Here is a 19,964-nt window from a genome sequence, read left to right on the forward strand (position 1 = left end):
TCCACGCTCGGTATATTGTCGAAGTATGACTGCATCCTTCGTAGATGCGTGGTTGACCGCATGGCAGTGGGGATACCGATTACTCTCCGCCCACCACTGCCGTTAAGTTTGTTTTTGGCAATTCATCCCACCACCTTAGAGGATGGGAGAATCCTTGCTGATATTTGTTGAAAATAACCTTCCGTCAGCTGCATACTCCGGTATTGCTTCCTGGATTTACTATATCATATTTTTTATTTTAATACCTTAACCCTTGCTTAAGGATCTATGGTTTTTCTTTAACGTTTTCCTGTCTCCCCTTCAACGCCTGCCATCCCTGCCATCCCGGTTATCCAGGTAATACTGCAGTGCTTCACCCATGAACCGGGAAGCCCCTGTCCCATAGCGTTTATCCATGCCCTCAATCAGCGTGGGATTATGAAGATACCCGTCTATCAGCACATTCCAGTAATTCTTCCCCATGTCCATATCGGGACTGTCCTCCTTACTCAGAAGGTTCATCAACTGATTCACGACATCCTGCACTTCCCTGGACGCCACATCCCTGGACACATCCTTTAACAGTTCCTCCGTCAGTTCCTGATTCCGTTCCACATAGCCCTTTTCCTTGATTTTCTCCATCTTCTCCATATTTTCCGAAAAATGTTCCAGGCTGTGCTTCATGGCGTCCACATACGCTTCAACGCTTCCATAATATTTAATTGCATTCTGTGCAATGCCTGATTCATGGTCCCTGACCCGGTCCACCAGCTCCTCAAACTTCTCCACGCTGCCCCAGTGCCGTATTACCTCATCCATGTTCTCACGTTTAAAATGCTCCAGCGCCTCCACATACCCGCTTAAATCAAATTCCTCAAAGCTCATGCAAGTCTCTCCTTTTTCCAGTTTATCCAACAGTTCCAGCAGACGGTCCAGTCTGTCCCGCTTGGCCTTCAGCAGTTCTTTCTGCTTCCTGAAGGCTTCCAGCCTGTCATAGTCAGGATTTCCCATAATTATCCTGATATCCTTCAGCGTAAAATCCAATTCCCGGAAAAACAGGACCTGCTGCAGGATGTTCAGGGATGCATCGTCATACAGCCGGTATCCGGCATCCGTGACCTTGGTTGGTTTGAACACCCCTATCTCATCATAATATTGTAGCGTGCGCACACTGACACCGGTCAGCGAGGCGACTTCCTTAACAGTCCTCATGGTATCAACTCCTATCTGGTTTATGATTTACCTTTATCTTATATTATCACGTAACGTGAGGGTCAAGGGTTTTTATGATAATTTCTGCCAAAAGGAATCCTTGCCATACCGCCTCCATCCTGCCCGCGCCAGATAAAGCGCCAGCAATACGCCCCAGGAAAATGCCTCCGCATAAGCGATGATCATATTCCCGCAGACAGCCGCCATCCCATAAGAAGCCAGAATACGGGATATCAGAGAGACAATACCCGCAATGCTGGAATAAAGTACGTCCCCAATCCCTTCCAGATATCCGCGTACAGCTGTTGCAAGTCCAAAGACCACATAAAAGCTGGCAATCCTGCGAAAGAATTCCTGCCCGATTGCCACAGCTCCCGCACCCACGCCAAACAGTGCAATGACATGGCCGCCCGTGGGGATGACCAGGATTGTCAGGCACAGGGATACAACCACCATCATGACCGTCCCGACACCAAACACCTTCCTGGCGCGCATTTTATCCCCTGCCCCATGGTTTTGGGCCACAATGGTGGAAATCCCCGACCCCAGATTAATAACCGGCAGCAGGATGATTGTATCTACCCTGTATGCGGTGGTAATGGCCGCCACGGTCTGCGTTCCAAAGCCATTCATGAAATTCTGCAGGAGCAGGCTTCCGAATGCGCTGATGCTGGATTGGATCATGGGCGGAAGGCCCATGCGCAGCCCCTGCAATAATGCAGTCCGGTCCAGCAGCCTGCCAGTCAGGCGAAACCGCAGCAGCGGATGCTTAACCACTGCATACAGAAGCAGGAATGCTGTCATGGACGCCTGGGAGACAACGGTTGCGGCTGCAGCTCCTTTAACGCCCCAGCGCATGCAGGCCACGAACAGGATGTCCAGGACCACATTCACGGCAGAAGAAAAAACAATGGCCAGAAACGGCGCCCGGCTGTCCCCAATCCCGCGAAGTGCGGCTGAGTAAACATTGTACACTGCCAGAAATGGAATACCTGCAAATATGATCTGCAGATAATCCCCTGCCAGGCGGATTGTATCCCCGGTCGTATGTAACAGGCCCAGTATCGGGGATGCCAGCCAGATTCCGGCGGCCGCAAAGAATGAAAAACCCACGCCGAATATCAGGGAAAAGGTTGACAGGATGCCCGGTATGGCCCTGGTTTCCCCACTGCCTGATTTATGGGCAAAGAGGATGGATAGTCCCAGTGTGAATCCGGTAATTGCCATAAGATAAAAGTTCACAACCGTCCCGGTTGCCCCGATTGCCGCCAGGGCCAGCTCACCCTCCACATTGCCCACAATAAATGCATCCGCCCAGTTATATAGCTGCTGTAAGATACCGCTGAGAATAAGAGGAAGACTGAATTTAATCAGGATGTATGCAATATTTTCCTGTCCGTCACGTGTTTTGTCATAGCCTTTATCATAGTCTTCCTCATGTCCGCTCCTATTCACCATACCTATCCCCCTCCTCCTTCCATACAAAAAAACCGTATGCAGATTCAGCCTTGCATACGGTAGGTGCTCACCCGGTTCATATGATTTGTTTTTGGCAATTCATCTCACCACCTTAGGGGATGGGAGAATCCTTGCTAATATTTGTTAAACATTTCATGCCTTCAATCATAGCATATCACGGATGGAAATGCAAATCCAGCTCCGCCCACGGTGTCCATTGGCTTCCCCGCAAGGGTAAGGACACCTCCAGCCAGTTACCCAATATAACCAATCAGGTTTTTCGCTTTTTCATACTGGCTTTCATCAATAAAAATCTTAAAATTCTGCCTGTGGTCATCCATAAGACCTGACGCCGGGCGGCCAAAAGCCAGGAGACTTCCTATCATCCGGCCTGTTCCCCCCGCTGATGTATTTTCCGTGTCATATCTTATATTGTTTTTCTCCAGTATGGATCTGATTTTTAAAAAGTCATCCAGGGAATCACCATTATGCCAGGGTATGTCCGGGACTCCGGAATCCCAGCCCATGGATATTTATGAGCATTTTACAGCCAATATCCTTTGTATATCGTCATAATGGGCTTCGCAGGTAACGCGGTAGTGTATCCAGCCTCCGTCGCCGCAGGGATATTTATGGTCAATGTACTCCCTGGCATATGGCTTCAGCTCTTCATATATGGATTCAAACTGTTTATCCGATAGCCTGACCATGACCGTAAACCCGTTGTTTTCGGCGAATACATTGCATATGAGCTTCTTCCCTATCCTGTGGGCAATTCCCCAGCCGTATCGGTTGCCATAGGGGAATGTAACCTGCTGCACGGTTTTGTAGTTTTCGGACATCCAGCTGTTCAGGCGGGTAAACCGTCCGGCATTGCAGCCGCAGTATGATGTCATCATGGTCATGGTTGGTTTTTCCTGCTTATTGAGCATCCTTTCGTACATAGGGCCTCCTTTTTTCCGTCCATCCCTGAATCCGGCGGCGTCAGGCGTCCATAAACCGGGCGCCGCCATTCCCCCAGGATGATTGATACATCTGAATTATCTTTATATAGTTGATTTATCTGCCTTTTTGTGATTACGGAGATTGCAGATTTCCCGTTTTTATAAAGTCAATGAGCATTTCCACATCCTCAAACCCATCATAATCACCGTTTAACCCTTCGCGGTGATAAACCACCCCAGCCTTCTCATTTGCCTCCAGGCAGTCTAAAAGCCGTTCTTCACCATACCTTTTTACAAAGAGGTTAAATGTATATGGCTTAATCTTTGACAATATACCTTTACGGCAGTCTTCCTCACAGACATAGCAGTGGCTGATTCCCTTTTCCAATGAACAGTTCCTGTTTTTACACCAATCCTTGTCCTGGCATTCTCCTGAATCACAGCCTGCGCAGTGTGTATTTTCCGAACATAAACAACAGGCAAGCCCGCATCTTGCAATTCCCAGTCTTCTTATCATCCCGCACCTCCCCTATCGGTTTTTATTAAGTCCAGTTTACTACATTTATGCCATATCGTCCACAGTGCCGGCCTCCATATAACCCAAACCAGCCGGATAATCATTTCATGCCGGGTTCAAAATACACAAAAGGAAATGCCGTCCCTCTGCCAGGACAGCATTTCCCCATTCATCCATATCTTTTACATATCCTTTATATATCCCTATATTACTGTGCTTCCTTTACAGCCGGAAGGATTACCTCCACCTCTGCATGGGGACGTGGGATTACATGGACAGATACCAGTTCCCCAACCCTCTGGGCAGCTGCCGCGCCTGCGTCGGTTGCTGCCTTGACAGCGCCCACATCACCTCTGACCATCACCGTCACCAGGCCGCCGCCCACGAACTCCTTGCCAATCAGCGTAACATTGGCTGCCTTGACCATTGCGTCTGCTGCCTCGATGGAACCTACCAGTCCTTTTGTCTCAATCATTCCTAATGCATCATACTTCATTTGATTGTCCTCCTGACATTTCTGTTTTTATTGTTATTTTATTGAACTATCTTTACCCTGGATGAGGAGCTTAAGCCCAGGGCATTGGCTTCCTCCGTGTCAATGTGGCATTCCAGGCCGGACTGGCCGGTTACGCGCACAATGGTGTTCCTTAAGATGCCGCCCCGGATTCCATCCACTTCCAGGCTTACCACCTGTCCGTCACGGACACCCATCCTGGCCGCATCCTCCGGAAGCATGTGGATATGGCGCTGCGCCACCATCAGCCCCTCTTTTATCTGTACCGACCCTTTCGGCCCAATGATGGTGATTCCCGGGGTACCATCCAGGTCCCCGGACAGCCTGGCAGTTGATTTTATCCCCAGCTTAAAGCTGTCTCCTGCCAGGATTTCCACCTGTGTCCTGCTGCGGACCGGGCCAAGGATCCGGACCTTTTCAATGGCCCCCTTTGGCCCGCAGATGGTTACTGTTTCCTTGCAGGCGTATTGTCCGGGCTGGGATAAATCCTTCATCCTTGACAATTCATATCCGGGTCCGAACAGGGCTTCCAGATCCCCCTGGGACAGGTGCACGTGACGGTTGGAAACGCCTACCGGGATTGTATTATCCCGGGCATCCGGAATGCTTTTCCTGGCTGCTTCCATAAGAAGTTTTATGATTGCCTCATACTGGTCCATGACTCTCCCCTTTCCTACGCATCCTTCTGGTCCTTCATGGTGGTGATCAGCTGGCGCACAAGGGCTGCCAGCTTTTCATTTTCACCTGGAACGGCCTTGGCAGCTTCAGTGGTATCCGCGGCCCTGTCCGTATTCCTTGCATCATAGGCAGCCACGATTGCCGCCGGGCTGAGATTACCGCGGCATGGCCCGCAGGCAGACGCTGCCTGGGCAGGGATGCTGCCGGCCGGCTGATCCGTCACAGCCATTCCCGGGTGAAAGGTTTTGTCATCTTCCATCAGCGTGGTACAGTCTTTCAGCCCATAGGCCACCTTCTTGATATTAATCAGCTGCAAGGGGCTGACATTTTCCGAAACAGAGCTTCCCCCGCAGGTTCCGCAGCCCAGGGTAAATGCAACGTTAAGGCCTGTGCTGATTCCTGTGCCGCCCTGGCTGCCTCCGGTGTTGACAAGGATCCTGGATGCCGGCTTGGCAGCGAATTTAAGTACCATTTCCCGGTCCTGGGTATGCAGGCTCATGGTGTGGCCGATACCGTTCTGGAGAAGGTCAATGCTCAGCTGGCAGGCTTCCTTCCAATCCTTCACCGTATAGAATCCCAGCACGGTGGTCAGCTTTTCATAAGACAGGGGGTATCCCTCGCCCACGCCTTCCTGCTCACCGATCAGGACCCTTGTGCCTTCCGGGATTGTGATGCCTGCGCCCTTTGCAATTGCCTGGGGGGAGCGGCCCACGAACCTGGCGTTCATGGCATGGCCGTTCTTAAACAGCAGGCCGCATACCTTTTCGGTCTCTTCCTTTGTCATGAAATACCCGCCCTGGGCCTTTAACTCCGCCACCACCTCATCATGGTTGCATTCCTCGCAGATTATGGACTGTTCGGAGGCGCAGATGGTCCCGTTGTCAAAGGTCTTGCTGGCCATGATGGTCCTCACCGCATGGCTGACATCCGCGGTCCTCTCGATGTAAGCAGGGGAATTGCCGGCCCCTACCCCGATGGCGGGCTTTCCCGCGCTGTATGCCGCTTTTACCATGCCCGGACCTCCGGTGGCAATGATGACGGACACTTCCCTGCAATGCATCAGTTCATTGGTTGCACCCATGGTCGGCATGGAAATACATCCAATCACATCCGCGGGCGCCCCTGCTTCCACGGCTGCCTGGCACATCAGCTGTGCTGCCTTCAGGGTGCATTTTGCTGCGGAAGGATGGGGTGAGAATACAATTGCATTGCCTGATTTAATGGCAATCATGGACTTGTATATGGCGGTGGAGGTGGGGTTGGTGGATGGGACAATACCCATGATCAGTCCAACCGGCTCCGCAACGTCCATGGTACCCCTGACCGTGTCCTCGCTGATGATCCCAACGGTCTTCATGTCCTTGATATCCTGGTAGAGAAGGGTGGATGCGGCGTGGTTCTTGTAGGTTTTATCAAGCTCCTTGCCGAATCCTGTCTCCTCCACCGCCATCCGGGCCAGACATGCCGCGTGCTCCTCTGCGGTCCTGACCATGTTCTGTAAAATCCTGTCTATCTGCTCACTGGTATATCCAGCCATCTTCTTTGCTGCCGCTTCCCCCCTGCGGGCCAGGTCCCTGGCTTCCTGTATGGAGCGCAGGTCGTAATCGAAATTTTCCATGTGAAAATTACCTCTCTTTGCTATTTAACTGCTTTATATGATTGAAGTTCCCTATCACAGGTCCGCCCAGTTGGCCGGATACGTGGCGTAGAATATCCTGGCCTTATCCGGCGACCCCCAGATGACCTTTGAACCGGATGGGACAAACAGGACATCGCCTTCATGGGCAGTGTATGTGGTCCCGTCAATGGTCACGTTCAGCGTGCCCTCGATGACATAATCAATTTCCTCGTAGGTCAGTTCCCATTCAAAATCCGAGTGGTCAATCACAAGGAAACCTGCGCTGATATGGGATTCCTCCTTGCTTATAAGCTCCTGATAGTACGCTGTGGCCTTGGGATTCCCAGTGTCGAACACATCCATTTTCACCGAATCCCCCCTCACCACCTTAAGACCGTTTGGATGGCTCTGCGCATCATAGGGTTTTAAAAACCCGTCCAGCAGCCTCTTATCCAGAAGCCCCTTATCCAACAGGGCTTTCAGCACCATGTAAATCTGATTGGCATCCATGTCCTGGCCGCCCGAAGGTGCATTGTCATCGCCGCATTCCTTTTTATATGTAAATGTCACCCCAAGGGAGTCAGCCGCATCCCTTGCCGAAGGGGTGACAATGGCGTCCTGGTCAATGCACAGTTCTGTCTTCCCTTCCCCCTTCAGGGTTTCCACGTCTTTTGCGCAAACCAGCTGTTTCATACCCTCACTTCCTCTCTGCTCTTCTCATTGCTCTTCCCACTGCCTTTCCCACTGCCCTTCCCACTGCTCTTCCCACTGCCCTTTCCACTGCTTTTCCCACTGCCCTTCCCACTGCTTTTCCCACGGTCTGCCTTCCTGCCTGTCACTTAAACCGTCTCCTGACCGAAGGTGCAGTCCTCGTCTATGATCCCAACCACAACCGCGTCTACCGGAATCCCGTCATCCTTAAGCATCCGGCGGGCGGAGGAACCAGTGGTAATGATGACCCGGTCACCGATGCCCGCGCTGATGGTATCAACCACCACCATCTGTTCCCCTGCCCTGGCGCCGCCGATTATCTGAGCCAGCATCAGCTTACAGCCATTTAATGTCTCTGCCTTCCTGGTGGCCCATATGTTGTCAATGAGTCTTGCGGTTACCATCCTTCCCCTGCCTCCGTTTCCTTTTTCCGGATTGCATCCATCGCCGCCTCCACCGAGGCCGTATCGCCGAAAATGGCCAGCAGTATCATGTTCTGGGGACAGCTGCCACGTATATCTTCCACCGTGACCCCCACTGCCTTTTCCGCCACATCGGCGGCGCATACCATTTCAATCATCCGGCCCTGTATGAGGCCGATGGCGTCCGCCTGCCCTATGGGCTTTGACGGCCCTGACCCTTTCCTGCGGCACAGTATGTCGATGGTGCCCTGGGTGGGCGATTTAATGATTCGGTATTCCATAGACACCTTCATCCTTTCTTATATCTTTCTTACCATGCCTGCGGCATGTTACCTTCCCGTCCCCTTACCAGGCTGCCCGGCAGTTCATTGCGATTCCAAGAGGCGTCACAAACATGGGGTTGCCCGGCTTATAGGTAGGAATCCCGGTTTTCTTTTCAATGATTCCTTCAATCCCTGTCAGACAGCAGGTGCCCCCTACCAGGTAAATCCCATCCACTTCCCTGCCCTCAATGTGGCGGCTGATAATGGATGAAACCTTTTCAATCACCGGCTTTAGCACCGGTAACAGCTCCTTGTGGTTCTTTTTATCCCGTTTGTAGCATTCCGCATCAGCAAAGGACATCTTATAGGCGCCGGATATCACCAGGGAAAAATGGGTCCCTCCGGTAGGTTCATCCGCCACATAGACCACCTTTCCATCCTTCAGTACAGAGATTCCCGTGGTGCCTCCTCCGATGTCAACCACAGCCCCATTGCGTATCTTTAAAACCGCATTGGCCGCAGTAGGCTCATCGGGCAGGGCCGTGATTTCAAATCCGGCTCCCTGCACCACATTTTTAATGGCCCCGGAGTCCAGGGCGTCCGTGCCCGGCGGAATGGCGGCCGCCGCATAAAACAGTCCGGTCCCCAGCTTTTCCTCCAGCTCCTCCTTCATTTCCCTGACAATGCGGATGGCGCCGATGTAATCCACCACCATGCCGTCCCGCACCACATCCGCATAGCGGAAGGTTCCGGCCACCGGGCGCAGGTGTTCATCCAGGACAGCCAGCACCACGCAGGCGGTCCCAAGGTCAACGCCGGTATAGTAAACTGCCGACGGTTCCCGGACAGGTTTTGCCATCACGGCTTCAAACTCCCTGACCATACGGTCGCAGGCCTTAAATGTTAATTCTTCTTTTGACACGTCTTTCCTCCAAATGCCTGGCAGATTATCTGTGACAGCCGGTTGATGATACGGTTAACGGTTCCCTTCTTATCTTCAGGAAGTGTGCATGACAGGATACGCAGCTCACACCTCAGGCAGTGAAGGAGGGCAATCTCACGTCCTCTGGGGGATTGGACATGGAATCCGGTGACTTCAAAGCAGTCTTCTAGCTGGCTGTCCCTGTTTTCCTGTGTGATTCCTGTACAGCTGGCCCATGGCGGCCCTGAATCCGGCATTTCCTGTGTGATTCCGGCCAGACTCCGCTCCAGCTCGAATATTTCCCGGGCCGCCAGCACATCCATATCCAGCAGGCTGGCCCCGGCCTCCAGGAACCTGGCCCGGACAGAGCGGATAATGGCCTCTTCCAGCGGATATGAGGCACCGTGGATTGGGGATGCCTTATCCTGTGCCTGATGTGTTGTTCCATCCATGGGTTCGGCTGTCTCCACGGAATCCTTGATTTTGACACCGCGGTCATTTAAAAACTGCCTTCCCCCTGGTGTCAGCCGCTCTCCTGCTTTTGTCTCATAGGATGGGAACGGGTGCTTCTTATAGACAGCACGCAGGTCATCCTCTGTTATGAACCTCATCCCAGGCCCCCTTTGCACAGCCTTCCATATATATCTTCCAGATCTTTTAAAGCAGGCTTTCTTGGGTTGGCAGCCGTACAGCCGTCCTCCAGGGCTTTTGCGGCCATGCTTTTAACCGACTGCAAAAACTCTTCCCTGTCAATACCAAGCTCCGTAACCTGCTCCGGTATCCCAATGCGCTTCATAAGGTTGCGGATCTGCCGGATCAGTCCGTGGACCGTGGCTTTCCCGGTTCCGGCTGAGATGCCTAACAGATTGGCAATCTCCACATAACGGGAAAGCGCTTCTGTCTCACCGGCTTCCTCCAGGCCTGCATTATATGTAATCACATGCGGCAACAGGATGGCATTGCTTCTGCCATGAGGAATATGGAAGCGGGCCCCCAGGGCGTGCGCCAGGCTGTGGCAGATTCCCAGGGAAGCGCCGTTAAATGCAACGCCGGCCAGGCAGGATGCATTGTGCATATGGGTCCTTGCGTCCATATTGCTTCCGTCGGCAACCGCCTGCTCCAGATACTTCCATACCATACGGACCGCCTTCTCAGCACAGGCATCCGTAAAATCCCCTGACTGAGTGGAAACATAGGCTTCCAGCCCATGGGTCAGCACATCCATCCCCGTGTCCGCTGTAATCCCGGAAGGCACCGTGGCTGTCAGTACCGGGTCTAAAAAAGCCACATCCGGCACCATGACAGGGTCTTTTAGCGGGTACTTGGCCTGGGCCTCTGGGTCTGAGATGACTGCAAAGGATGTCACCTCACTTCCGGTCCCGCTTGTGGTGGGCACTGCCACAAGGCGGGGCCTCTGTTCCTGTTTCATTGCCGCATAAAGGTGGCAGACCGCCTTGGCCGTGTCCATGGCGGAACCGCCTCCCAGTGCAATCACGGTATCCGGGGCAAAGTCTTCCATCCCTTCAATTCCCTGTGTCACCGCCTCAATGGTGGGGTCCGGCACAACCTTGGCAAATATCCGGCTCTGCGCCCCTGTTTCCTCTAGAAGTCCTTCTATCTCTGAAGCCTTTCCTGATTTCTCCATAAACGGGTCGCATATAATATAGGCCCTCCTGATTCCCAGGCTGTTTAACTGTAAAAGGCAGGCTTCTCCCATATATATCTTTGTTTTCATGATAAACTGTTCCATGTCCTGTCCCTCCTTTCTGTCATTTTTTATTTCAACCACATTTTATTCCCATCCCATTCCGGCGTTCTGCAGCAGGCCCTGATTTCACGGCACAGGGCTTTAAGCCCATCTCCGTCCTTTGCACTGGTCATCAGATATGGTTTCTTTATCCCTGCCCTTGCAAGCTGCCAAAAGCAGGGCTCAGGCCCTCTGCGTCCCGCCTGTATCAGGTCACATTTTGTCACAATCCCAAGCACCGGCACACGGAATGCCATGGCAAATCCCGGCGGGTAAATCTCCCTGTTCCCCATAAGATCCACCAGCATCAGGACACAGGATGCATCCTGGGCCGCTGCTATCAGATGGTGGCGCATCCATGGACTTTCCAGATAAGCGCCCGGCGCTTCAATTATAGTTCCCCTGTACACAAGGACAGGAGTCCGGCGGGACCAGGGGTCTATTGCTGTCCCCGGCCTGGTTTGGCTGCCCGCAGTTGTCTCCAGCCCGTTTTCCCCGCCCACCGTCTCCTTCCGGTTTTTGCTGTCCGCCGTGGTTCCCGCCTGTTCCAGCCACCTTTCCGCCTGTTCCAGCTGCCTTCCCGCCTGTTCCAGCCGCCTTCCCAGCAGGCTTTTCCCGCTGCGTCCTGCCCCGATTATCATGATCCGTTTTCTTCTCACGTCCTTGTAATCTCCGCCACAGTGAATCCCAGCAGCCGCTTCAGCGTGTCGTTCACCGCCTTCAGGGCAGTCCCCACGCTCTCCACATCCCCGGCAATCACAACCGAACCAGTGAAGCGGTCCAGGAATCCAATCTGCACATCCGATGCCTTGGCCGCAATGTCCGCCGCAATGACAGCCGTCTCAAAGGGACTCAGCGTAAGAATCCCAATGGCCCCCATGTCATCGATGCCAAGGCATTCATAGACCTCCGGCACCGGGGATGCTATCACATGGGCAATGGTTACCTGCTTACCCGGCACGGATTCCTCAATTACCCGTCTGACCTCTTTACCTTCTGTCAGGCACATGCTTAAAACTCCTCTCTCTGGCGTTTGTCCATATGGTCTTCCCTTATTAATGCCTCACCACGTTCACAGGGAAATCATAGGCTTTTATCCATCCTTCAATCCGGTCCAGGTCCTCACTGCTAAGGCTCGGATCGCCCTCAATGGGATAGGGCTTATCCAGCTGGTTGTATTTATTTACACCCATCTTATGGTACGGCAGCAGGTCAATCCCTTTGAAGTTCCTGTTTTCACGGTAGGGAAGAAGGAATTTTATGATCTGGTCAATCTCCTCCCTGCTGTCATTGATTCCCTTTAACATGGGCATACGGACCTTAACATTGATTCTGCGACGCAGGAGTTCATTTAAGTTATGGAGGATAAGCTCATTGCTGATCCCGGTCAGTTCATTGTGCCGGACCGGGTCCATGTGTTTCATGTCATACAGGAACAGGTCCACATACTCAGCTATCTGAAGCAGCTTTTCCGTTTTCAGATGCCCGCAGGTTTCAATGGCAGTGTTGATGCCCTCCTCCTTGCACGCCATCAGAAGGCTTTTGGCTGCTTCCGGCTGGGAGGTGCACTCTCCGCCCCCCAGGGTCACACCGCCCCCGGATGTCTCATAAAAGGCAGCGTCCTCTTCCACCAGCTTCAGCAGCTCAGAGATGGTTTTCATCTCCCCGGTTATCTCGATGGCTGACTGGGGGCAGCTGGCCTTGCATTTGCGGCAGCCTGTACAGTCAATGTCGCGCCGTATCATATGCTTTCCTGTTTCTTTTGACAATACATGGATTCCCACCGGGCAGGCATTTACGCATGCGCCGCAGTCCGTACAGGAGTTTTTCTTAAACATGACCTGTATCCTGCGCTCCATCCCTTCCGGGTTGGAGCACCACCTGCAGCGCAGGGGACAGCCTTTAAAGAAAACAATGGTGCGGATTCCGGGTCCGTCATACATGTTGTATTTCTGCACATTGAAAATCAGCGCCTTCCTCTCGATTCCGGCCGTATTTGCATGTTCCATTCTTCCATCTCCATTCATTCCTGCCTGCTTCTATAACTGGGTCAGCATGGTCCTGCTTATGATTTCATCCTGCACATCCCTGCACAGTTCCACGAAAAAGGCGCTGTAACCAGCCACGCGCACAATCAGGTCACGGTACTGTTCCGGATGCTTCTGCGCCTCAATCAGCGTGTTGTTGTCCAGGTAGTTAAACTGCATCTCGCCGTTGCCCAGCATGCAGGCCGTGCGCAGCAGCGTAATCAGGCTCTCCTCGCCCTGGGGCGTATCCAGAAGCCCTGCCATGATTTTAAAGTTATGTACCATTCCGATGTTCATACTGTCATTGGACATCTTGGACACGGACTTGATGATGGCGGTCGGCCCCTTGTAGTCAGCGCCCTGGGTCGGGCTGATCCCATCGCTGAGCGGCAGCCACGCATGGCGGCCATTGGCAGAAGCCCCTGTCATCTGTCCAAAGGGCGTATTATTGGAAATGGACAGGGTCCCGTGGCTCAGGACCGAATACAGGGTCTTGTATTTCCTGTGTTCCCGCTCCGTGAAATTCACAAGGTCGGCGGCAATCAGATCCGCGTAATCGTCATCATTTCCGTACTTCGGCGCATTTAAGCAGTCGGTACGGATCTGCCCATACCCCTTAAAGTCCGCTTTCAGGGCTTCATTTATCTGCTCCAGGGTGTATTTCCTATCATCAAATACCAGTTTCTTTATGGCTGCCATGGAATCCGTATAAGTAGCCAGCCCGGACCAGACAACGCCCGGTCCAAAGTTATACATGGCGCCTCCTGCGGAAACATCCTTTGCCTTCTCCATACAGCCCTCGTACATGATGGACATCAGGGGCTTTGGCGCCAGGTCGCGGTGGACGCGCTGTGAAATCACCGTGGCCACATCGGTCCACTTTGTAATGAACCTGATTTCCTCCTTTACCGCTGCCTCGAATTCCTCATATGTCCGGAACCGGCTCAGGTCCCCCATGTCCGGGCACACCTGCTTGCCGTACCACAGAGGGACTCCGTGGTTTAACACCAGCTCGATGCAGATAGGCCACTGGGTATAGGCGGTGGAGGTCCACTGGTACAGACGGCCGGATTTCTGCGGTTCCACGCATCCCATAAGGCAGTAATCCCTTGCGTCCTCAATGGACACGCCCTTTGCCAGCATCATCTTTATGTGCGCGTCATCAAAATGGCAGGCTGGAAAGCCCATGCCGGAGCGCACCACATCCACGATTTTCTTCAGATACTTTTTCGGCGACTTGTTGTGGATGCGGCAGGCCAGGGACGGCTGGTAAATCTTCACATGGCGCACGGCATCCATCAAAAGGTAGGTCAGTTCATTGGTGGCATCGCGTCCCTCCCTGGTCACGCCGCCCACACACATGTTCACGAATGGCTGGTAGCCCGCAAAGAACTTGGAACCGCCTTCGCTTGTAATCCACATCATCTCGGACATCTTGATCAGCATGCATCCTGCCAGTTCGAATGCCTGGAAGTCATTCATACGTCCGCTTTCAATGTCCGCCTTATAGAAGGGATACATGTACTGGTCCACACGGCCGATGGACATGCCGGTCTGGTTCTCTTCCACCACCAGAAGGGATTCAATGGTCCACACAGCCTGGATGGCCTCCCAGAATGTCTCTGGTTTATGGGCCGGCACCCGCGCATTGACCTCGGAAATCCTGAGAAGCTCTGCCTTGCGTTTGGGACTGGTTTCCTTTTCAGCCAGTTCCTTTGCATATCCTGACATCCTCCTGGCGTAAATCATCACGCCTTCCGTGGTATCGATGATGGATTTGTAGAAATAAATCTTCTCAATATCATCCGGGTTCTCATAATCCAGCTGCTCCAGATGGTCCATGGCTTCCTTCTGGATGTCCAGCATTCCTTTTTTCATCAGAATCACATCGTACCCAGGATTGGAATCACCGCCCCCGTTCAGTGCATGGTAGGAACAGTCAGACACAAAGGATTCGCCGGACAGTTCCCAGACCCCTGCCTCGCGGTACTGGTCCTCGCAGTACTCATCCACGGATTTGCCCTTCCAGAACGGGAACAGCTCCTCCCTCATGATTTTCTTATCTTCTTCGGAAATATAGAATGGGTCCTGAGGTCTTGTTCCGATGGTGTCAATCTCATCCTCCATCCATCTCCATGCAATATCCGGTGAAAATGCACCTGCCCTGGGTGCGCCGCAGGGAGCGCCAACAATCAGCTCATTGTCCTGGATGACCAATGGCGCTGTCTCACAGCAGTAGCGGAAGCATTTGGCCCGCAGCATGATTTTTGGCATTCCAGGATTCTCCCTGGCAATCTTGGTGATGGCCCGCGCACGGTGCGTGGTTATGGTCGGCTTATGGGTCAGATAGTTCTCCTTCAGGGCCTGGAGACGGGCGGTGATGCCGTCCGGTATGGAGGTTCCCTGTGCGGCCCCGCTTTCCTGTACGGATCCGGTTCCCTGCACAGCCCTGCTTTCCTGCACGGATCCACCGCACTGCACAGCCTTGCTTTCCTGCACGGATCCACCGCACTGCACAGCCCCATTTCCCTGGCCGCTCCCAACTTTCGTAATCTCATCGGCCACGGTTTCGAACATTTTCATCAGTGAGGCTTTCTCTTCCGGAGACATGCCCTTTGCGGCTTCCGCCAATTTATTTGAAAATTCACGAATATCCAATATATTCCCCTCGCTTTCAGCTTATTTATTTTCCTTATGGGAATTGTTTCAGCATATTATCAGCACTTTATGCTATCGGCTGCTATATTCAATCCTCAAGCTGCCGCAGCACTGCCCTCAGCAGTCCTGCCACATCCAACGTATCCTCTTTCCGGTTTTCATCCCTGACTGCTGCTGCATTTTGGTCCGCAGGCATATCCGCACCGGCCCTCACATCCTGCCCCCGGCCTGTACCGCCATCGTCAAAGGCTTCCGGTCCCGGTATCTCCCTTACGCCCCAGGCAGCATTTCTCATATACACCAGGTTCATGGGCGATACGTTGTCGCTGGTAATGCCCAGTCCTGCGGTCAGGCCGCCAAGGGTCATGGACGGGAACAGGTCCGTGGTGACGCCCATGGCGCCAAAGACAGCCGGGGTATTGACCAGGATCCTTCCCACTGGTTTCTTAAGCATGAACTGCCGGATCACATCCTCGTTTTCTGAATGGATTACCAGCGTGTGTCCGCAGCTTTCATTGACCAGCAGCTCCATGCACTTTTCACAGGCATACATCCAGTCATCTTCAATATAGAATACCAGTACCGGGCATAACAGCGCGCCGGAATACGGATTAAAATCAGTTATGTACGTTTGCTGGGATACCAGCACCTTTGTATCTTCCGGGACTGGGAATCCGGCTTTTTGGGCCAGCCAGACAGCCGTCTTTCCCATGTATTCCGTCTCCCTGCCGCCTTTTGGCCCCAGCAGGCCGATCAGGCGCGCTTCCTCCTCCTCATTCATGAAGTATGCGCCCTGGCTGAGCATTTCCCTTTTGGCTTCTGCTGCAGCCTGCCGGTCAGCGACCACATACTGCTCCGCTGCCGCCAGGGTTCCGCAGTCAAAGGAACGGCTTGCTATAATGTATCCCACGGCCCGTTTCACATCCGCGGTCCGTTCAATGAATACAGGGCTTGGGCCGATTCCCCCGCAGATTAACGGTTTCCCGCTTTCCCGGCAAGCCTTAAGGAGTCCGGGGACCCCGGTATTAATCACAAGTGAGGTCAGGGGATGGCCCATGAGGGCAGCAGTCCCTTCCTTGCCCACCGTACCCAGACATGAGACTGCGCCCTGGGGCAGGCCCGCTGCTTCTGCTGCCATTGCCAGCAGCTTCACGGTTTTCTGCACCGTCCGTCCCGCCCTTGGATGGGGAGCGAATACTACCGCATTGCCGGATTTAACGCTGATTGCTGCCAGGAACAAGGTGGTGGACACCGGGCTTGTGGCCGGAACCAGGGCCGCGATGATTCCCAGGGGCACGCCGATTTTGGCGGTCTTACTGCCGGGATTTTCTTCCACCAAGCCTACGCAGCGCATTCCTTTAAGGCTCTGTGACATCTGGTTCCACACCAGACAGTTCTTCCTGTATTTATCCTGCCAGTTCCCGTATCCTGTTTCCTCTGCTGATTCCACGGCCAGTTCCTTAAGACAGCCTTTGATGGCTTCCAGCATGGCCCAAAGGCAGCGGTCCAGCTTTTCCTGGGTGTACAGGGCCAGGGCCTTCTTTGCTTCTCCTGCATGTTCCATCAGGATTCTGGCTTCCTGGACAGAAAGCAGGTCCTTGTCAATAAATTTCATATCAATGCCTCCATTCCATTACCCCTGAGGCAGAAGACCCTCCAGTGAGTAGCGGATCATGATCTTCTCCAGATGGGGATGAGGCCTTGGGATCACAACGGAGCTGTAAACCCCGGCTCCCATGGCATCCACTGCCTTTATCCCTGCCTCAACAGCGGTCCTGCAGGCTCCTACATCCCCCTGCACCAGGACGGATATGTATCCCGAGGCCACGTTCTCATAGCCGATCAGCTCCACATCCGCCGCCTTTAGCATGGCATCCGCTGCTTCCAGAACAAATACCAGGCCAAATGTCTCTATCAGTCCAATGGCTTCATATCTTTCCATATGTTTGATTCCTCCCTGCTAGTACAGCATTGCGTAAATAACGGTGAAGTCAGTGCCTGATATCTGCGTCAGGAGTGCGTCTGTAAAGCGACGGCGTAGTGGGCGCTACGACTAGCTTTGCAGGCGTGCTCCTGGCGTAGATAGCGGGTGCTGGATTCACTGGTATTTATGCAAGGCTGTACTAGTTATTATGGGCGCCCTGCCGGATTGGACGGCTGCGCCGTTTCAGGTATGCCTGCACGGACATCCGCGCCGGTTCAGGCGTCTATATCATGAACCGACACAATATCCCCCACCCCGCGGATGGGCCTTGGCATTACATTTTTGACCGTCAGCTTCCCGATGGCAGCTGCCGCTGCCGCGCCTGCTTCAACAGAGGAACGGACCGCCGCCACATCCCCTTTTACCATGATGGTAACAAGGGTGGAGCCTACATTTTCATAGGAAACCAGTTCCACATCCGCTGCCTTGAGCATCTTGTCGGCTGCTTCCAGGGCGGGAACCAGACCCACTGTCTCCACCAGCCCAAGGGCCTCCTCGCCATAATATCTCATATACGGTACCTCCTATCAGCCGCACATACGGTATTTTTCCGGTACATATTTCTCAACCGTTGATTTCCCGTCTCCGTTGATGGCATAGCGCAGGGAAAGTTCCCCTGCTTCGTCCAGTTTGTAGCTCTTAAGGTCCAACAGCCCATTGGCTTCCAAGGACATCACATGGTCCAGGAAACGCGCTTTTGTAAACTGGCGCTCATTGCCGTACCGTGGCTTTAATGCCTCCATGATTTCCTTTATGTCCGCGCTTTCCACGCCGTATAAATAATTTAACACCGCTGTCCTTGCCGGTAATAACATTTTCCTATTCTCCCTTCTTAAGCAGATCCAATGGGTTCATGGTCACAAGGATTGCCCCGGATACGATTACGATGGAACCGATCACAATGGTGGCTGTAAGCTGCTGTCCCAGGAACATGACACAGAACAGTACGCCCCAGAAAGCATAGGTTACATTCAGGGACATGCCGATGGCGCAGCCCACCGTGGAATTGCTCTTATACCAGCATACAAAAGACACGGCCGCGCTTAAACCGGAAAGGGCCAGCCAGATAAGGGGAAGCCCCGCTGCAAAGGTTCCGCCCAGAAGCGCCATACCTCCAACCAGGGGGACAATCACCGCCAGGTCCACGATGCCGGATATCAGTTCCCTCAGGTTCACCGCCACATCCGTGTCAATCATGGCTCCGCCGTAGCTGGAAAGCATTCCTTCCAGTCCCCAGCTGACTGCTGCAATCAGGGCGCAGATAATGCCCAATGTGAAATTGGGGCTGCCCTCAGGCTTAACCCAGTTGATTATGATGGCGCCCGCCACACAGATTACCATTCCTGCCACCACGCGCCTGGTAGGCTTCTGCTTTAAGAAAATCCATGCAAAAACCGCTCCGAACAGGCTGCAGGTGGCGGATATGGGGATGGCGTAGGCGCCTGCCATGGCCAGGCCCACCAGATAGGCTCCATTGGCAATGGGTCCGCCAAGGAGGGAACCCAGCACGATCATCTTGCCGGGAAATGTATGTAAACTCCGCAAAAGCTCACTGAGCCTTCCGCATCTTGCATTGTATATGGTCAGCCAGATACCTGCGAACAGGTCATTCAGCCCTGAGCAGACATAGGGGGCCGCCAGCACCCCGGCCGCGCTTAGAAGAGGCTCGTAATATCCCGCCACCAGCACCAGGGTAGTGTAAATCCCATAGGTCAGGCCGGATAACAGGCCGGTTGTTATTCCTGTCACTCGGAATTTCCTGTTTACCTGTTTCATTTTGTCATCAGCTGTCATGGGGACTGCTGCCCCGTAATTTACTGCTGCACCTTCTCCGTTCATAGATGGAATCTCCTTTTAGTCACTATTCTGCTGTTCTGGTTGTTCCCGGAAGTATGGTTTCCACCTCGCTGTGGGGACGCGGGATCACATGGACGCTTACCAGCTCCCCTACCCTTCCTGCGGCAGCCGCCCCTGCGTCCGTGGCAGCCTTGACAGCGCCCACATCGCCTCTGACCATGACTGTCACCAGGCCGCCTCCAATCATTTCCTTGCCAAGCAGCGTGACATTTGCAGCCTTTACCATTGCGTCGGCTGCCTCAATGGAACCTACCAGCCCTTTTGTCTCAATCATTCCCAATGCATCATATTTCATTGTTCATTACTCCTTTTCTTTCACCTGACTGCACAGTGTCAATATGCACAAAAGCAGGATGTGTGATTTTGTTTTAATGGTTTTGTGTCTGGCCTTCACAAATTAGAAAACATTCTGAATCAGCAATATTACTAACTTTTAAAATGCACTCCATGTTT

The 19,964-nt window shown here is 53.2% G+C and carries 24 protein-coding genes; all 24 read right to left on the minus strand.

The features are described from left to right. Positions 1-300 precede the first annotated feature (300 nt). On the minus strand, positions 301-1,191 hold the full coding sequence (locus MCJ35_RS12875; RefSeq protein ID WP_025486870.1) for a MerR family transcriptional regulator: 891 nt from the start codon (positions 1,189-1,191) through the stop codon (positions 301-303). A gap of 72 nt (positions 1,192-1,263) precedes the next feature. Next, positions 1,264-2,649, minus strand: a complete 1,386-nt coding sequence (locus MCJ35_RS12880; protein WP_240299511.1) for an MATE family efflux transporter — start codon at positions 2,647-2,649, stop codon at positions 1,264-1,266. 254 nt (positions 2,650-2,903) lie between these two features. Then, entirely contained in the window at positions 2,904-3,035 is a 132-nt protein-coding gene (locus MCJ35_RS31645) for a hypothetical protein (RefSeq protein WP_275891634.1), read from the minus strand. A gap of 147 nt (positions 3,036-3,182) precedes the next feature. Beyond that, the gene (locus tag MCJ35_RS12885) at positions 3,183-3,593 is read right to left on the minus strand and encodes a DUF3788 domain-containing protein (protein WP_025486867.1); all 411 of its coding nucleotides are present in this window, start codon (positions 3,591-3,593) and stop codon (positions 3,183-3,185) included. Between the two features lie 133 nt (positions 3,594-3,726). Then, complete coding sequence (locus MCJ35_RS12890) at positions 3,727-4,110, minus strand: DUF3795 domain-containing protein (RefSeq protein ID WP_025486866.1); 384 nt, start codon at positions 4,108-4,110, stop codon at positions 3,727-3,729. A 208-nt stretch (positions 4,111-4,318) separates the two neighbouring features. Beyond that, positions 4,319-4,606 (minus strand): ethanolamine utilization microcompartment protein EutM, encoded by a 288-nt coding sequence (gene eutM, locus MCJ35_RS12895; protein ID WP_008717088.1) that lies wholly within the window; start codon positions 4,604-4,606, stop codon positions 4,319-4,321. Between the two features lie 38 nt (positions 4,607-4,644). Continuing rightward, positions 4,645-5,283: a phosphate propanoyltransferase gene (locus tag MCJ35_RS12900; RefSeq protein WP_025486865.1), complete on the minus strand. Its 639-nt coding sequence runs from the start codon at positions 5,281-5,283 to the stop codon at positions 4,645-4,647. Positions 5,284-5,297: 14 nt separating this feature from the next. Continuing rightward, positions 5,298-6,920: an acetaldehyde dehydrogenase (acetylating) gene (locus tag MCJ35_RS12905; RefSeq protein ID WP_025486864.1), complete on the minus strand. Its 1,623-nt coding sequence runs from the start codon at positions 6,918-6,920 to the stop codon at positions 5,298-5,300. A 54-nt stretch (positions 6,921-6,974) separates the two neighbouring features. Then, positions 6,975-7,613 (minus strand): cupin domain-containing protein, encoded by a 639-nt coding sequence (locus MCJ35_RS12910; RefSeq protein ID WP_025486863.1) that lies wholly within the window; start codon positions 7,611-7,613, stop codon positions 6,975-6,977. Between the two features lie 146 nt (positions 7,614-7,759). Then, positions 7,760-8,035: a EutN/CcmL family microcompartment protein gene (locus tag MCJ35_RS12915; protein WP_008717097.1), complete on the minus strand. Its 276-nt coding sequence runs from the start codon at positions 8,033-8,035 to the stop codon at positions 7,760-7,762. Continuing rightward, positions 8,029-8,334: a BMC domain-containing protein gene (locus tag MCJ35_RS12920; RefSeq protein ID WP_025486862.1), complete on the minus strand. Its 306-nt coding sequence runs from the start codon at positions 8,332-8,334 to the stop codon at positions 8,029-8,031. Before MCJ35_RS12920 ends, MCJ35_RS12915 begins: the two co-directional genes overlap by 7 nt. A gap of 64 nt (positions 8,335-8,398) precedes the next feature. Next, positions 8,399-9,238, minus strand: coding sequence for an ethanolamine utilization protein EutJ (eutJ, locus tag MCJ35_RS12925; protein ID WP_025486861.1), 840 nt, complete (start codon positions 9,236-9,238; stop codon positions 8,399-8,401). After that, entirely contained in the window at positions 9,220-9,849 is a 630-nt protein-coding gene (locus MCJ35_RS12930; RefSeq protein ID WP_025486860.1) for a hypothetical protein, read from the minus strand. Before MCJ35_RS12930 ends, eutJ begins: the two co-directional genes overlap by 19 nt. Beyond that, positions 9,846-10,988 carry a 1-propanol dehydrogenase PduQ gene (locus MCJ35_RS12935; protein ID WP_025486859.1) on the minus strand — a complete coding sequence of 381 codons (1,143 nt, stop codon included), beginning with the start codon at positions 10,986-10,988 and terminating at the stop codon, positions 9,846-9,848. Before MCJ35_RS12935 ends, MCJ35_RS12930 begins: the two co-directional genes overlap by 4 nt. Positions 10,989-11,014: 26 nt before the next feature. After that, a complete protein-coding gene (locus tag MCJ35_RS12940) occupies positions 11,015-11,644 on the minus strand; it encodes a EutP/PduV family microcompartment system protein (protein ID WP_227795904.1) in 630 nt (209 codons plus the stop codon). Next, a complete protein-coding gene (locus MCJ35_RS12945) occupies positions 11,641-11,994 on the minus strand; it encodes a BMC domain-containing protein (RefSeq protein WP_025486857.1) in 354 nt (117 codons plus the stop codon). The genes MCJ35_RS12940 and MCJ35_RS12945 overlap by 4 nt, the downstream gene beginning before the upstream one ends. Before the next feature lie 46 nt (positions 11,995-12,040). Then, positions 12,041-12,994 (minus strand): choline TMA-lyase-activating enzyme, encoded by a 954-nt coding sequence (gene cutD, locus MCJ35_RS12950; RefSeq protein ID WP_025486856.1) that lies wholly within the window; start codon positions 12,992-12,994, stop codon positions 12,041-12,043. A gap of 30 nt (positions 12,995-13,024) precedes the next feature. Continuing rightward, positions 13,025-15,670, minus strand: a complete 2,646-nt coding sequence (gene cutC, locus MCJ35_RS12955) for a choline trimethylamine-lyase (RefSeq protein WP_025486855.1) — start codon at positions 15,668-15,670, stop codon at positions 13,025-13,027. 88 nt (positions 15,671-15,758) lie between these two features. Then, a complete protein-coding gene (locus MCJ35_RS12960; protein WP_025486854.1) occupies positions 15,759-17,285 on the minus strand; it encodes an aldehyde dehydrogenase family protein in 1,527 nt (508 codons plus the stop codon). A gap of 18 nt (positions 17,286-17,303) precedes the next feature. Beyond that, a complete protein-coding gene (locus MCJ35_RS12965) occupies positions 17,304-17,612 on the minus strand; it encodes a BMC domain-containing protein (RefSeq protein WP_025486853.1) in 309 nt (102 codons plus the stop codon). Between the two features lie 257 nt (positions 17,613-17,869). Then, positions 17,870-18,166, minus strand: coding sequence for a BMC domain-containing protein (locus tag MCJ35_RS12970; protein ID WP_025486852.1), 297 nt, complete (start codon positions 18,164-18,166; stop codon positions 17,870-17,872). A 15-nt stretch (positions 18,167-18,181) separates the two neighbouring features. Further along, a complete protein-coding gene (locus MCJ35_RS12975; RefSeq protein ID WP_025486851.1) occupies positions 18,182-18,469 on the minus strand; it encodes a hypothetical protein in 288 nt (95 codons plus the stop codon). 4 nt (positions 18,470-18,473) lie between these two features. Beyond that, positions 18,474-19,493: a DMT family transporter gene (locus MCJ35_RS12980; protein WP_008717117.1), complete on the minus strand. Its 1,020-nt coding sequence runs from the start codon at positions 19,491-19,493 to the stop codon at positions 18,474-18,476. 22 nt (positions 19,494-19,515) lie between these two features. Then, a complete protein-coding gene (locus MCJ35_RS12985; RefSeq protein WP_008717118.1) occupies positions 19,516-19,806 on the minus strand; it encodes a BMC domain-containing protein in 291 nt (96 codons plus the stop codon). Between the last annotated feature and the right edge of the window lie 158 nt (positions 19,807-19,964).

The organism is Enterocloster sp. OA13 (genome assembly GCF_022440595.1).
In the GTDB taxonomy this organism is placed as follows: Bacteria; Bacillota; Clostridia; order Lachnospirales; family Lachnospiraceae; genus Enterocloster; species Enterocloster hominis.